We start from the raw sequence: 13,660 nt of genomic DNA on the forward strand, positions 1-13,660 counted from the left end.
AAAACGTTAGCGAATCACCTCATAAATGGCGGTCTGAATAGACTGCCATTTTTTCGTGGTGGCATCCGGCTGTGACTGCGCGCGTCGCGTTGCCATCTCAAGATCGTGCTTCTGGCGCTTCACCACGGCCGGCACGGTACAGAAGGCTTTCAGATACTCTTTACGTATTGACGTCAGGGACTCGCCGTTTGACATGGCGTGGCTAAGCGTATTGATGAAACGACGACACGGCTTCTCTTCTGCCATGTTCTGCCGATAGCGCAGCATAAGCTCCAGAACGTCGTCATAGCCTGCCGACATCGCCTCTTCGGTCCATGACAGCTTCCAGTCCATCCCACCCTGCAAAAAGAGCAGCGCCACGCGGGTATCGTTGCGGTTAATCGCCGAACGGAAATTACTCTCGTCCCAGGTCACTCCCATGCGCGTCAGCGTCTCGCGCGAGGAAGGGGTTTCGCGCATCTCCTGCGGCGGAGCCGCCGCTTGCGCCGTATTTTCGGCCGCAGGCTGCGGTTTGCTGCTGGTCACCAGCCAGAAGCCGCCTACCACGATGGCAATCACCATCACGCCGACCGCTCCCCATAGCGCACCGGAGATAAGCTGCTCACGCTGTTCGGGCGTGCGCGGGGCGCGCTGGGTCGGCTTTTCAATCGTGTCGCGGACTTCAAATAGATCCCCACCGGTAACCCGATCCATTTTTTGCGCCTTTTCCCAGAACGCGTGCAGCTCGCTGGCATCCACCGCCATGAATCCGGCCGGGTTGACGCGCGTTCTCCCCTCTTCAAACGCGCGTTGAACCGGACGGGAGATCTGCATGTAGTAGTTATCCAGCAGCTGAATTTGCGCCGAACTTAACGTTTTCTGCACCGTAATGCTGTTGCGGATTTGCCGGATGTCATCGAGGAAGGTTTGCAGCGTTTTGCGCGGCTCCACCAGGAGCGTCAGCATGGACGGGTCGTTAAACAGCGAGGCGTAATAGCGGCTGAACTCTTTTTTATCCACCAGCATTTGCGCCAGTTCACTGAACATCATGCCGCTCAGGACATCGTTGATTTCGCCATGCTTCAGCCAGCGCCGTACGCGGTCAGCGTTAAATAAGGTTTTAAGATGATTATTGAGCCGCACCTGATCGGGCCAGGCCTGCTGAATGAGGCCTTTAATCATTAACTCAATTGCGCGTACCTGCTTGTGCGCCTGCTGTTGCTGGAGTTCGCTTCCCGGGGCCAGCTCGGTGCTGTAGGTCAGAAGCGGCTGCTGCAGACGAAGATGTTCCAGCGTAGTCACAAACCGCATCGCCGCAATAAGCTGGTTTTCACTGACATCCTGCCCGCTCTCGTACTGCGGGACGCGCTGCTGCAGCAGGCGCAGCTGCAGCGTAAATTCCGACATCTCGGCATCATTCAGGTTAAGCTTCTTCGCAACCGTAGCCCATCCCCCGAGGCCTAAACGCGCGCTGTCCAGCTGTTCCAGAAACCAGCGTGGATCTTTCCCCTCAGAAACATGTACATTCAGAAGAAGCAAGATTTCCACCGACGCCTGGCGAATGACCGCCAGACAGTGTTCAAACTGTTCGCGGATATGATGTGATGTGCTGAGAGTCATTGTTTTCCTTAAGCGACAGCGAAGACATCCGGAATGGGCACTAACGGCCGTTTTTCTTTTTATTTATACGCGCTTAACCATACCTGACTTTCTGTTGAAATAAAGTGACAACCCTAAAATCATTTAAAATGCTTCAGGAGAATCTTAATGCCAGTTTTAATGACCTCACGCCTGAACTGCTCGCCCCTGCAGGAGCAAGACTGGCCCTTTTTTCTGGCGTTGCAGCAACACCCCGAAGTCATGCGCTTTGTGGCGGAGAACCGCCCCGTCGCAGCGATCCGGGAGGCGTTTGATTCGCGCCTGACGCCCTGGACGCCTGGCAGCGCGCACTGGCTGTGCCTCGTCGTACGTGATGCCCTCTCACAGGCCCCGCTGGGCGTTACCGGGTATATTCATCGGGAAGAAGATTGCGCCGAAGTGGGCTTTCTTTTTGCCCCCGAGGCGCAGGGCAAAGGTTACGGCTTCGAATCCCTGCAGGCGCTTTGCGATTACGCCTTTCATCAGGGCGGTATTCGTCGGCTCACCGCCACCGTCACCGCGGGAAATGTCGCCTCCAGGCGCCTGCTGGAAAAAGCTCGCTTCCAGCTGGAAGGCGAGCTACGTGAAAGCTATTACCTTTCCGGTCGCTGGCAAAATGACTGGTTATTTGGGTTATTACGGCAGGAATACCTGAACAATAATTCCTGATCAACAGCCATTTGGCGGATATTGCTCGTACCGCGATTCCTCTACAGTATCGCCATTAAGAGGAAACGAATATGAACGGTCATGCGCTAAATATATCTTCTGCCGCCATAGAATTAATAAAGAAACATCAAGGGCTTTCACTGGAGAAATATCGTGATGAAAAGGGTGTATGGGTTATCGGCTATGGGCATGTGATCCGCGAACGGGAAAATTTTCACGGCCTTATCACGCCTCTTCAGGCGGAATATTTACTCCATGAAGATATTCAGCTGTGTGAAACGCTGCTGCGGGAAAAGTGTATACATCCATTAACCCAGCAGCAGCATGACGCGCTGGTACTGATGATACTGAGTTTCGGCGTGACGTCTTCACTCCCGAAAGCGCTGCTTCAGGCCGTCGCCCGGGTGTAGTACATGGCTGCCTGGGTTCGGTTTTTTACCTCCAGCCGGCGAAAAAGCGCTTCCAGATGCGCTTTTACCGTGGCCGCACTGATGTTGAGATTGCGACCAATTTCTTTGTTTGATTCGCCCGCCGCCAGCAGCTTCAGCACCTCACGCTGACGCTCGCTTAAGGAAAGTAACGCCTGCGCTGACGATTGCTGGCTGACCCACTCAGCGGGAAAGCAGACCATCCCTCTGGATACGGAATCCAGCACGGCGGCAAACCGCTCAGGGTTAGCGTTACGGGGGATAATAGCCATCACGTTTCGCTGCATGAGTTGTTCAACCCATCGGGTCTCTTTTTTTGCCAGAACCATCATCACCCGTACCGACGGGAAGCGATGCATGATTTCATCCAGGAAAGAACTCCCCTCATCCTGAATTAAATTGCCGTCAATCATGACGATAGCAGACGGTGACGCGGATATTTGCGTCCATAAATCGTCTGCCTGACAAGCCCCCGTTATATTTATTTCAGGAATTAATTTCTGCAAACCGTGTATCGCTCCATGAATAAATATCGACTGCCTGTCAAACATGATTACTCGCATCGTATTTCTCCCTCTGAGAATAGCGAAGGGGGATTCTACATAGGCGCTATTTAAGAAAAAACTCAATGAATGGAGAGGTTACAAATCCGCCTGTGGTTTTTATATTTACCCGCATTTTGACACATCCATATTAAGGATTTCCTTAAGGGGTTCCCTCCCCTTAACATCAGACATCACAGGAACATACCGCCTGACACTTCAATACGTTGCGCGTTCATCCAGCCAAGCTTATCGCTAAGCAGCGCCGCAATGGCATCCCCGATATCGTCCGGCAAACCTACCCGCCCCAGCGCCGTCTGCGACGCCAGCATCTGGTTAAGCTGCGCGTTGTCGCGCACGCGCCCACCGCCAAAGTCGGTTTCGATCGCGCCTGGTGCGATAATATTGACGGAGATACCGCGCGCTCCAAGCTCCTTCGCCTGATAGCGGGTGAGCACTTCCATCGCCCCTTTCATGGCCGCGTAGGTTCCTGAGCCTGGCTGGGTGAAGCGGGCCAGTCCGCTGGAGACATTGAGGATCCGCCCCCCGTCGTTAAGCAGAGGCAGCAGGCGCTGCGTCAGGAAGAAAGGCCCTTTGAAGTGAATGTTCAGCGCCTCATCAAACTGGGCTTCCGTCGTTTCGGTATAGGGTGCGTATAAACCCGTCCCGGCATTGTTCAATAAATAATCAAATGTTTCGCGCTGCCAGACGCTCTTCAGGATCTCCTGAAGCTGTTGAGCAAAATTTTCGAAACCGGCGATATCCCCGACGTTGAGCTTTAATGCCGCCGCCTTGACGCCTTTTTCCTGAATTTCGCGCACAACTTCCAGCGCTTCCTGCTGGCTACGATTGTAGGTCAGGATAATTCCCGTGCCGTCTGCAGCCAGCTTTAACGCAGCGTTTTTACCTAAGCCGCGGCTACCACCCGTCACTAATGCGATACGTTCAGTCATCATAAACCTCGTTTTGGCTGTTATGGAGATTGAGAAAGAGCTTATTAGGTGATAGAAGATCAATAAAGATGGGTAATAACGCTTCACTGTTTCAGTACAAACAACAATGAGCTTCATCTATGGATAAAATTCACGCAATGCAGCTGTTTGTTCGCGTCGCGGAACTGGAGAGTTTTTCCCGCGCAGCAGAGACATTAACGCTGCCGAAAGGCAGCGTTTCCCGGCAAATTCAGGCACTGGAAAACCGGCTTGGCACCCAGCTACTGCACCGTACCACGCGCCGCGTCAGCCTGACGCAGGACGGCATGGTCTATTACGAACGGGCAAAAGATCTGCTGGCGAACCTGGATGAGCTGGACGGCATGTTTCAGCACGATCCCTCCAGCATCAGCGGAAGGCTGCGCGTGGATATGCCCGTTGGCGTTGCTCGAAATGTCGTCATCCCCAAACTGCCTGCGTTTTTACAGCAGTATCCGGGTATCGAACTGGAGCTCAGCAGCAGCGATCGTCTGGTGGATGTGGTCCGCGAAGGGTTTGATTGCGTCGTCCGCGTGGGTTCCCTGAAGGACTCAGGGCTGATAGCCCGTCCGCTGGGCAAGCTGTCGGTGATCAACTGCGCCAGCCCGGATTATCTGGCGCGTTTTGGCTACCCTGACACGCTGGACGATTTAGGCTCGCACGCCGTGATTCATTATGCCGCGATGCTGGGAAGCCGCCCTCAGGGCTTTGAATTTTATAACGGCAGCACGACGCAGTGGATAAAAACGGGCGGGGTGCTAACCGTCAACAGCACGGAAACTTACCAGGCCGCCTGCCTTGCCGGGCTGGGGATCATTCAGGCCCCGCGCGTTGGGGTGCGCGACCTGCTGCGCGCAAAGAAACTGATTGAGATCCTCCCGCAGTATCGCGCGGAACCGATGCCTGTCTCCCTGATTTACCCCCACCGGCGCAACCTCTCTCGCCGGGTTCACCTGTTTATGGAGTGGCTAACCGAACTCACAAAAGCTTACGTGGACTAGTCGCAAGCTATAATTCAATAACATCCAGCCAAACGAAAAAGGAAAAGACGCGTGACGCCGGAAAATAACCCGCAACGACCCACCCAACATTTAGATTATGAACCCATCAAGAAGATGGAAACCGAGCCGGAAGAGGCTAAAGCCCCTGGTACCGCCAGCAAGGCGCTGGGCACCGTCACCAGCCTGGCGGAGAGAATTCAGCAGTTTCCCATGGTTGCGCATCTTATACGTGCGACCGAGCGCTTTAATGACCGCATGGGGAACCAGTTCGGTGCCGCGATCACCTATTTTTCGTTCCTGTCGATGATCCCCATCCTGATGGTGTCGTTTGCTGCGGCCGGTTTTGTACTCGCGTCGCATCCAACGCTGCTGCAGGATATTTTCAATAAGATCCTGAATAACGTCAGTGACCCAACCCTCGCCACCACGCTAAAAAGCACGATTAACACCGCCGTTCAGCAGCGCACCACCGTCGGGATCGTCGGTTTGCTCATCGCCCTTTACTCCGGCGTTAACTGGATGGGCAACCTCCGCGAAGCTATTCGCGCCCAGTCGCGCGAGGTGTGGGAGCGTAAACCGCAGGATCAGGAGAAAATTTGGGTTAAATATTTCCGCGACTTTATTTCGCTGATTGGCCTGCTTATCGCGCTCGTCGTCACACTCTCCATTACCTCCGTGGCGGGCTCCGCGCAGCAGATGATTATTTCTGCGCTCTATCTTGATTACATCGAATGGCTGAAGCCCGCCTGGCGCGGCATCGGGCTGGCGATTTCCATCTTCGCCAACTACCTGCTGTTCTTCTGGATTTTCTGGCGCTTGCCTCGGCATCGTCCGCGTAAGAAGGCGCTACTCCGCGGCACATTGATTGCGGCGATCGGCTTTGAAGTGATTAAGATCGTGATGACCTACACCCTGCCGTCGCTGGTGAAATCCCCGTCCGGCGCGGCATTTGGCTCGGTGCTGGGGCTGATGGCGTTCTTCTACTTCTTCGCGCGTTTAACCCTGTTCTGCGCGGCGTGGATTGCCACCGCCGAGTACAAAGGCGACACGCGAATGCCCGGAAAAACACACCGTTAATTCCGCTCTCGGGCTGATATTTCAGCCCGACTCATCATTTCAGCATATAAATCCAGTCCGTAACTTTTATTTAACCGAAAACCAGTTTTATCCACCAATATTTAAAAAACGTGAAGCATTTCATGGAAGCATTTTGGCTGGCCTGAACATTATCCGCTTTTTGTTGATTTTATAATCAGGAAGCGACTTTGTTACAGATTGAAATGTCGCTTTTGCTGTGCGTAATATGGCCTTTCGTTCGACAAAAAATAAGAAAATATTATGCAATCAACAGCCACAACACTCGACTCTGGTGCGGAAAACGTCCCGGTAAACTCGCGCAATAAAGTTGTCGTCGCATCGCTGATTGGCACCGCCATTGAGTTCTTCGACTTTTACATTTACGCCACCGCAGCGGTCATCGTTTTCCCGCATATTTTCTTCCCGCAGGGAGACCCGACGGCGGCGACGCTACAGTCTCTGGCGACCTTTGCTATCGCGTTTGTGGCGCGTCCGATTGGCTCCGCGCTGTTTGGACACTTCGGCGATCGTATTGGGCGTAAAGTCACCCTGGTGGCCTCGCTGCTGACAATGGGCATCTCCACCGTGGCGATCGGCCTGCTGCCGACCTACGAAACCATCGGCATTCTGGCGCCGGTCCTGCTGGCGCTGGCGCGTTTTGGTCAGGGTCTGGGGCTGGGCGGTGAATGGGGTGGCGCGGCGCTGCTGGCGACCGAGAACGCCCCGCCGCGTAAACGTGCGCTGTACGGTTCATTCCCGCAGCTTGGCGCGCCGATTGGCTTCTTCTTTGCCAACGGGACCTTCCTGCTGCTCTCCTGGCTGCTGACGGACGAACAGTTCATGAGCTGGGGCTGGCGTATTCCGTTTGTCTTCTCGGCCGTGCTGGTGCTGATTGGCCTGTATGTGCGTGTTTCCCTGCATGAGACACCGGTGTTCGCAAAAGTAGCCGCGGCGAAAAAACAGGTAAAAGTGCCGCTGGGCACCCTGCTGACCAAACACGTGCGCGTGACCGTGCTGGGCACGTTTATCATGCTGGCGACCTACACGCTGTTCTACATCATGACGGTGTACTCCATGACCTACAGTACCGCCGCCGCACCGGTTGGGCTGGGCCTGCCGCGTAACGAAGTGCTGTGGATGCTGATGATGGCGGTGATTGGGTTTGGCGTGATGGTACCGATTGCCGGCCTGCTGGCGGATAAGTTTGGTCGTCGTGCGAGCATGATTACGATCACCACGCTGATCATTCTGTTTGCTCTGTTCGTCTTCCCGCCGCTGCTGAGTTCAGGTAGCCCGGCGCTGGTGATGGCGTACCTGCTGATTGGCCTGAGCCTGATGGGGCTGACCTTCGGCCCGATGGGCGCGCTGCTGCCGGAGCTGTTCCCGACGGAGGTGCGTTATACCGGCGCGTCGTTCTCCTATAACGTCTCGTCTATTCTGGGTGCGTCCGTGGCACCGTATATCGCCACCTGGCTGCAGGCAAATTATGGTCTGTTCTACGTGGGCGTTTATCTGGCGGCCATGGCGGCGCTGACGTTGATTGCGCTGCTGCTGACGCATGAGACTAAGCATCAGGCGCTGTAATTCATTGCGGCCTGATGCCCTCACCCCGGCCCTCTCCCACAGGGAGAGGGAGAAAGGCGTTACTTCTTCATCTGCGACAAAATCGTCCGGCATTGATTCGCCTCGCCTTCTGACGGCGAAATCAACGCCAGCAGCGCGGCGGCCGGGGTGACCAACGTCGCGAGGGCTGCGGCCACCGCACCACGCGCAATCAGCGGCCCGGGCTTGACGCCCGCCTGCGGATTTTTGAAGGTCCCACGGACGTAAAGCGGCGAGCGCAGGGTAATAATACGAATCCCCTTACTTTCCGGATCGATGGTCAAATCCAGCTGCTCGGAGGCCATGCTGGCGGTACCGGTCACGTTAATCACCGCGTTTTCCGTGTCGAAGGCAAAAATCTGCGGACGCGCCACGCCGTTAACCAGATCCACATTCGCCGCCGCGCAGTTCACCCTCACCTCGTCATCGCCAAAGATTTGCCCGATGATAAAGTTACCGACGTTCAGCCCCAGGATCTCCATCAGGTTGCGGCTGACCAGACCGTCGTTCATTAGCAGTTTCAGGTTACCGTTGCCGCTGCCCAGCAGTGCCGCCACGGAATTCCCCACCCCGCGAATGTCCGCATCGCCGTTCATTTCACCGAGGGTTTTCTGCATCAGCTCCACGTTCGGCATCAGCTCTTTCAGCTTCAATCGACGCGCCTGGATCTCCGCCCGCCCCTGCATCGGCTTTTTATCGCCTTCCAGGTGAATGTTAGAGGAAATCGTCCCGCCCGCCATGCCAAACTTCAGCGGCTGCAGGCGCAGGTCGGCATTTTTCAGGATGATATGCGTCGAGAGATCGCTCAGCGGCAGCGTGCTGCCATGCTCAATCTTGCGCCCTTTGAAGCGCACATCCGCATCCATCACGTCCCACTTATCGGTTTCAAAGCGATCGTAAGGCAGCACTTTTCCCGCAGGCTGAACGTCCTTTTTGACCTCTTTTGACTTTGTCCCTTTGCCCGAATCCACGCCTATCAGCGGGCCAAGATCGGCCAGACGCAGCTGGCGGGATTCGACATCCCCTTCCAGTTTTGGCCGTGGTTTTCCGGTGGTGTAGATCAGCGTGCCGTGAATATCGCTGTCGCCGATGCGGCCGTTGAAATCCCGGTAGTCAAAAACGGACGATTTTTCGGTATCAATTTTGGCAACCAAATGCCCGTCCGTTTCGAACGGCGGGGTATCCGGCAGCAGTACGCCAGTCAGTTCATACAGTTCGCCAAGCGAGTCACCGGCGAACTTGAGCTGCAGGTCAACGCCCCCCATGTTCATCGGGTCGTTGACCGTCCCCACAAACGCCACGCGCGTATTCCCCGAGCGGAAATCCGCCTGCACCGGGAATGGCGTGCCTTCGCTCCGGAGCGCCAGCATGCCGCCGATTTTCCCTTTCCCGTTAAGCGGCTGACCGTTGTAGCGCCCTTTTGCCGTCAGGCCGAAGACATAATCACCCGCTTTGGCACTATCGCCTTTCGCTTTATTGCCCGTGACTTCGCTAAACGGTAGCGGTTTACCCAGCGGATCGACCAGGATCTCCACGTCTGCCTTGCTGACCTTATCGTCGATGGCGATCCGCCCGCGATCGAAAAGAATATTGTCCAGACGGAATGACCACGAAGAAGGCTGGGCATTCGGATCTTTTTCGCCGTCGCTGGCAAGGTTAAACGTCCAGTTATTGTTTTTTTCAGAGAGGCGGATCAGGCGCGCATCGGGCTGCTGGAGCTTGATCCACGGCAGATAGACGGTTTTGGTCAGGAGCGCTAGCGGCGCCAGCGTGGCTTCCACGCGCGGCAGATGCACCATAGTCACTTCGGGGATATCTGGCGGGTTGCCGAGAATAATTTCGTCGGCGTGGACGTGCGGCCAGGGGATCCAGCTTCGCCAGCCGGTCTCCTCTTTCTGACGCTCCCATACCACACCCAGATCGCCACGAATGGCGAAGGGACGGTTCAGCTCAGTTGAGACTTTCTGGTTGATGGTCGGCTTAAGGCGGTTCCAGTCAAACGTCGCGATAATGATGACGACGATCGCGATCAACAACAAGAAAATCCCTGTAATCCAGGAAATGACCCTGGTTGTTTTTGTCATTGTTATCCCCTTTCCTGATGACCTTTCCTGTAAAACTATAGTCCAGACAAAGGGAAACGGGGTTATCAGAGGGTCGTTCTGGCGCTTTCGAGGAGATCCATCGGCACGGGGCGAGAGAGGAAATAGCCTTGCGCCGCCGCTGCGGGAGAGTTTTGCACATCACGCCACTCTTCCAGCGTTTCCACGCCTTCAACGATCACCCCCTGGCAATAGCGATTCATCAACTGCAATAACAGCGTAAACAGATTCCGCCCTTCCGGGGTCTGGCGCAGCATGATGAACAGATCGCGGGCCACCTTGATGTAGTCGTAGCGCACTTCGCTGAGGGCCGAGAAGTTCGCCATACCGGTGCCAAAGTCATCCAGCCACAGCGGGCCAAATTCACACATTGACGCAAACGAGGAATCCTGCGGCAGGCGCACGTGCTCCACCAGCTCAAAGCGCAGCCACGGCAGGGTGGCGATCAGCTCCTGCAGCTTCGCGTTCTGACGCAGCGCCAGCAGAGTTGGGCCATCCACGTTCACCGAGGCGAGGATCGTATGCTGCTCGAAAAAGGCCTGTTTCGTCGCCAGCATACGGAGCTGCTCTTCCAGCACGTCCAGACGCTGGCGAACGGCAACTTCGGCAAAATAGCGATCCGGCGCGATACGCTGAGTAGGGTTTGAGGGATGCGTAACGACGGTCAAAATCTCAATTGCCATCAGCCGACCGTCCGTTCGATAGATCGGCTGCCAGGTGTACGCGCGCTCACATTGCAGCCAGTAGCGATGCTCCTGCAAGTTCTCAATACTTGCCTCAGGCGTAGTGCTCAGCCGCTGGATAACCTGCTCTGACTTCATTTCAGATGTCCTGTTGTTGGGATAGCCTTTCTGGACTCGTCACAGGATTATCGGCGCGATAATTGAGAACTTTATGTTCAATTCACCGTGAAAATGAAATTAAGATGACAGAAATTTGCCGGAACACGCGCTGGCTCAAATAAAATAATGGAACACCGTTTTAATATAGTTGACCATCTAATTCACTCGGCGCACACTGCTGAAAATTCTTCTGTTCAGGTTCACGACTATGTCCAAAAAAATTGCCGTGATTGGCGAATGCATGATTGAGCTGTCACAAAAAGGCGCGGAAGTCAGCCGCGGATTTGGTGGCGATACGTTAAACACCTCGGTTTACATTGCCCGTCAGGTTGCGCCTGAGGCACTCACCGTGAACTACGTCACCGCCCTTGGTACGGACAGCTTCAGCCAGCAGATGCTGGAAGCCTGGCAAAGTGAACATGTTGACACCTCGCTTATACAGCGTATGGAAAACCGCCTGCCTGGACTGTACTACATCGAAACTGACAGCACCGGCGAACGCACGTTTTATTACTGGCGTAACGAAGCCGCGGCCAAATTCTGGCTGGAGAGCGACGCCGCTGGGGCCATCTGCGAAGAGCTGGCGACGTTTGACTATCTCTATCTGAGCGGCATTAGCCTGGCGATTTTAAGCCCGGTCAGCCGCGAAAAGCTGCTCTCGCTGCTACGCGAATGCCGCGCCAACGGCGGGAAGGTGATTTTTGATAACAACTACCGCCCGCGCCTGTGGGCCAGCCGCGAAGAGACGCAGCAGGTTTATCAGCAGATGCTGCAGTGCACGGACATCGCCTTCCTGACGCTCGATGATGAAGACGCCCTGTGGGGTGAAAAGCCGGTTGAGGACGTGATTGCCCGCACGCAGGCGGCCGGCGTGAGCGAAGTGGTGATTAAGCGCGGCGCGGAGTCGTGCCTGGTCGCGATTGCGGGTGAAGCGGTGGTTGAGGTCCCTGCGGTGAAGCTGGCCAAAGAGAAAGTGATTGATACCACCGCGGCGGGGGATTCCTTCAGCGCGGGCTACCTGGCGGTACGCCTGACGGGGGGAACGCCGGAAGCGGCGGCACAGCGTGGGCACCTGACGGCCAGCACCGTGATTCAGTATCGCGGGGCGATTATTCCGCGCGAGGCGATGCCTGTTTAGTTTCCCCTAACCCTCTCCCTTTGGGGAGAGGGCCGGGGTGAGAGGATTACTGCCCCTGCGGAATATCCGACGCGTCCTGGTGTAGATCATCAGCCGTTGCAGCCTGCGCTGGCTGCGACGCGGTGGCCATAATGGAATCCCAGGTCTTCTGAAGTTCCTTCATGTCATATTCCGGCTCGCCTTTCGGCTGCAGAAGGATCAACGCCATATCCTGCGACAGCTGCTGACGTAAATCCTGATTCAGCATATTCACAGTCAGGCCGTTCAGGAAGTCCTGACGCAGCTTCTGGTACTGCTCAGGCGCAATGTCGACAACCTGATTCTGCAGGGAGCGAATCCGCTGGCTGATCAGAATGTCGGTATCGGCGCGAGCGTAGGTGGCAAAGAGCTTCTGCAGCTCCAGTTTTTTCTGGGCCAGCAGCGCGTTGAACTCCTCTTCAGAGAGCCCCTCTTTACGCACTTTTGCCAGCTCTTTCGCCACCACACCCAGGTTCGCATTCAGTTTATCGCCCGGTGATTCAACGTTAATGGCACATTGCGCACGCTGGAACAGCACGCGGCAGTCAAAGCCAAGGCCAATGTTCTTCACGTTGTTTTTGCTGAGCGTCTGCTGAACGTGCCAGAACAACGCTTCACGCGCCAGATCGGCACGCCAGTAGCGCAGCAGCGCCGCAGACTCGCGAATAGGCTGCCAGGCGTTATCCCACATCACGGAGAGCCTGTCCTGGCGCACGGTGTCCGTCATAATGCTGACAGGCTCGGCGCGCAGCGGAGAGAGCGTCGGGACAGGGGCTGGCGTTTCACGTTTGCCCTTCAGATCGCCAAACGCTTTGTTGATCTGCTCAACCACCGCGCGGCTATCCACATTGCCGACGACGATCAGCGTCATCGCGTCCGGGGTGTACCATTTCTGGTAGAACGATTTTACCTGTTCGACGTCCACCGGCTGCTTCAGCGGCTCTGCCGGATCGTGCCCCAGCAACGTTGAGCCTTTCAGACGGTAGCGCCACCAGCCCTCTTTGGTGTCCGCAGGCCAGGTCGCCACCATGTCGCCGTTGCTCAACGCATAGTTCACGGTGTCCGGCGTAATCGCCAGGTTGCCAGAGGCATCGGAGAGATAGGTAAGGGCTTCTTTAAGCAGGTCGTTACGGTTATTTGGCAGGCTCAGGTTAAACATGGTGTAGTCATAGGAGACCACAGCCGGAGGAAGGGGACGTTTCGGATCGATGGCCTGTTGCCACAGCGAACGCACCTGTACTGCCTGCAAGCTGCCGCTCTGCGTGAGCGCCAGACGGGGAATAAAATGGCTAAAACCGGTTTGCTGAGTGCTTTCCGTAAGGGAGCCGGTATTTACGGACAGACGGATTTCAATACGATCGCTGGGACGCTGTGGAGTAGATAACACCTGCCACTGAAAACCGTTCGCTAACGTGCCTTGTTGCCAGGCCGGGTCTGGCTGGAGCGCATCTGCCTGCACATAACTGGCTGCTGCCATCATCAGCAAACCGCCGGTTAAGAGTCGAATTTTTGTGCCCTGCATGTGAACCCCTGATCAACATTCCTGGTTAAAAAGAGTGTCTCGCGACGCGCTGCACTCTAAAAGATGACGATGAAAACACGTCGATTAGACCGCGCGTTCGGCAAAACGTCACGGTCCGAAGTGAAATATAC

12 protein-coding genes are annotated in these 13,660 nt (G+C 55.7%); 6 read left to right on the forward strand and 6 right to left on the reverse strand.

Annotated elements, in window-relative coordinates:
* Positions 1-6: 6 nt before the first annotated feature.
* Positions 7-1,599 carry an STY4199 family HEPN domain-containing protein gene (locus DG357_RS21505; RefSeq protein WP_041911859.1) on the reverse strand — a complete coding sequence of 531 codons (1,593 nt, stop codon included), beginning with the start codon at positions 1,597-1,599 and terminating at the stop codon, positions 7-9.
* Between the two features lie 147 nt (positions 1,600-1,746).
* Here DG357_RS21505 and DG357_RS21510 point away from each other — a divergent pair, with 147 nt between their 5' ends.
* On the forward strand, positions 1,747-2,286 hold the full coding sequence (locus tag DG357_RS21510; RefSeq protein WP_028014743.1) for a GNAT family N-acetyltransferase: 540 nt from the start codon (positions 1,747-1,749) through the stop codon (positions 2,284-2,286).
* Positions 2,287-2,357: 71 nt separating this feature from the next.
* On the forward strand, positions 2,358-2,696 hold the full coding sequence (locus DG357_RS21515) for a lysozyme (protein WP_028014744.1): 339 nt from the start codon (positions 2,358-2,360) through the stop codon (positions 2,694-2,696).
* Here DG357_RS21515 and DG357_RS21520 read toward each other — a convergent pair.
* Positions 2,675-3,277 carry a response regulator transcription factor gene (locus DG357_RS21520; RefSeq protein ID WP_045259401.1) on the reverse strand — a complete coding sequence of 201 codons (603 nt, stop codon included), beginning with the start codon at positions 3,275-3,277 and terminating at the stop codon, positions 2,675-2,677. The genes DG357_RS21515 and DG357_RS21520 overlap by 22 nt on opposite strands.
* 173 nt (positions 3,278-3,450) lie before the next feature.
* Positions 3,451-4,209 (reverse strand): SDR family NAD(P)-dependent oxidoreductase, encoded by a 759-nt coding sequence (locus tag DG357_RS21525; protein WP_088205124.1) that lies wholly within the window; start codon positions 4,207-4,209, stop codon positions 3,451-3,453.
* Between the two features lie 119 nt (positions 4,210-4,328).
* Here DG357_RS21525 and DG357_RS21530 point away from each other — a divergent pair, with 119 nt between their 5' ends.
* From DG357_RS21530 to DG357_RS21540, 3 genes are all read left to right on the forward strand, one after another.
* The gene (locus tag DG357_RS21530) at positions 4,329-5,228 is read left to right on the forward strand and encodes a LysR family transcriptional regulator (RefSeq protein ID WP_028014747.1); all 900 of its coding nucleotides are present in this window, start codon (positions 4,329-4,331) and stop codon (positions 5,226-5,228) included.
* 51 nt (positions 5,229-5,279) lie between these two features.
* Positions 5,280-6,305: an inner membrane protein YhjD gene (gene yhjD, locus DG357_RS21535; protein ID WP_041911856.1), complete on the forward strand. Its 1,026-nt coding sequence runs from the start codon at positions 5,280-5,282 to the stop codon at positions 6,303-6,305.
* 261 nt (positions 6,306-6,566) lie between these two features.
* Positions 6,567-7,889 carry an MFS transporter gene (locus DG357_RS21540; protein ID WP_028014749.1) on the forward strand — a complete coding sequence of 441 codons (1,323 nt, stop codon included), beginning with the start codon at positions 6,567-6,569 and terminating at the stop codon, positions 7,887-7,889.
* A 59-nt stretch (positions 7,890-7,948) separates the two neighbouring features.
* Here DG357_RS21540 and DG357_RS21545 read toward each other — a convergent pair whose 3' ends face one another.
* Positions 7,949-9,991 carry an AsmA family protein gene (locus DG357_RS21545; RefSeq protein ID WP_088205125.1) on the reverse strand — a complete coding sequence of 681 codons (2,043 nt, stop codon included), beginning with the start codon at positions 9,989-9,991 and terminating at the stop codon, positions 7,949-7,951.
* Between the two features lie 65 nt (positions 9,992-10,056).
* A complete protein-coding gene (pdeH, locus tag DG357_RS21550) occupies positions 10,057-10,830 on the reverse strand; it encodes a cyclic-guanylate-specific phosphodiesterase (RefSeq protein WP_041911854.1) in 774 nt (257 codons plus the stop codon).
* A 229-nt stretch (positions 10,831-11,059) separates the two neighbouring features.
* On the opposite strand from pdeH, the gene kdgK reads away from it, so the two are divergent.
* The gene (gene kdgK, locus DG357_RS21555) at positions 11,060-11,989 is read left to right on the forward strand and encodes a 2-dehydro-3-deoxygluconokinase (protein ID WP_048960030.1); all 930 of its coding nucleotides are present in this window, start codon (positions 11,060-11,062) and stop codon (positions 11,987-11,989) included.
* Between the two features lie 46 nt (positions 11,990-12,035).
* Here the strand turns inward: kdgK and DG357_RS21560 are convergent, their stop codons facing one another.
* Complete coding sequence (locus tag DG357_RS21560) at positions 12,036-13,529, reverse strand: M16 family metallopeptidase (RefSeq protein ID WP_041911852.1); 1,494 nt, start codon at positions 13,527-13,529, stop codon at positions 12,036-12,038.
* Positions 13,530-13,660 lie beyond the last annotated feature (131 nt).

The sequence above is a fragment of the Enterobacter bugandensis genome, from assembly GCF_900324475.1.
Classification (GTDB): Bacteria; Pseudomonadota; Gammaproteobacteria; order Enterobacterales; family Enterobacteriaceae; genus Enterobacter; species Enterobacter bugandensis.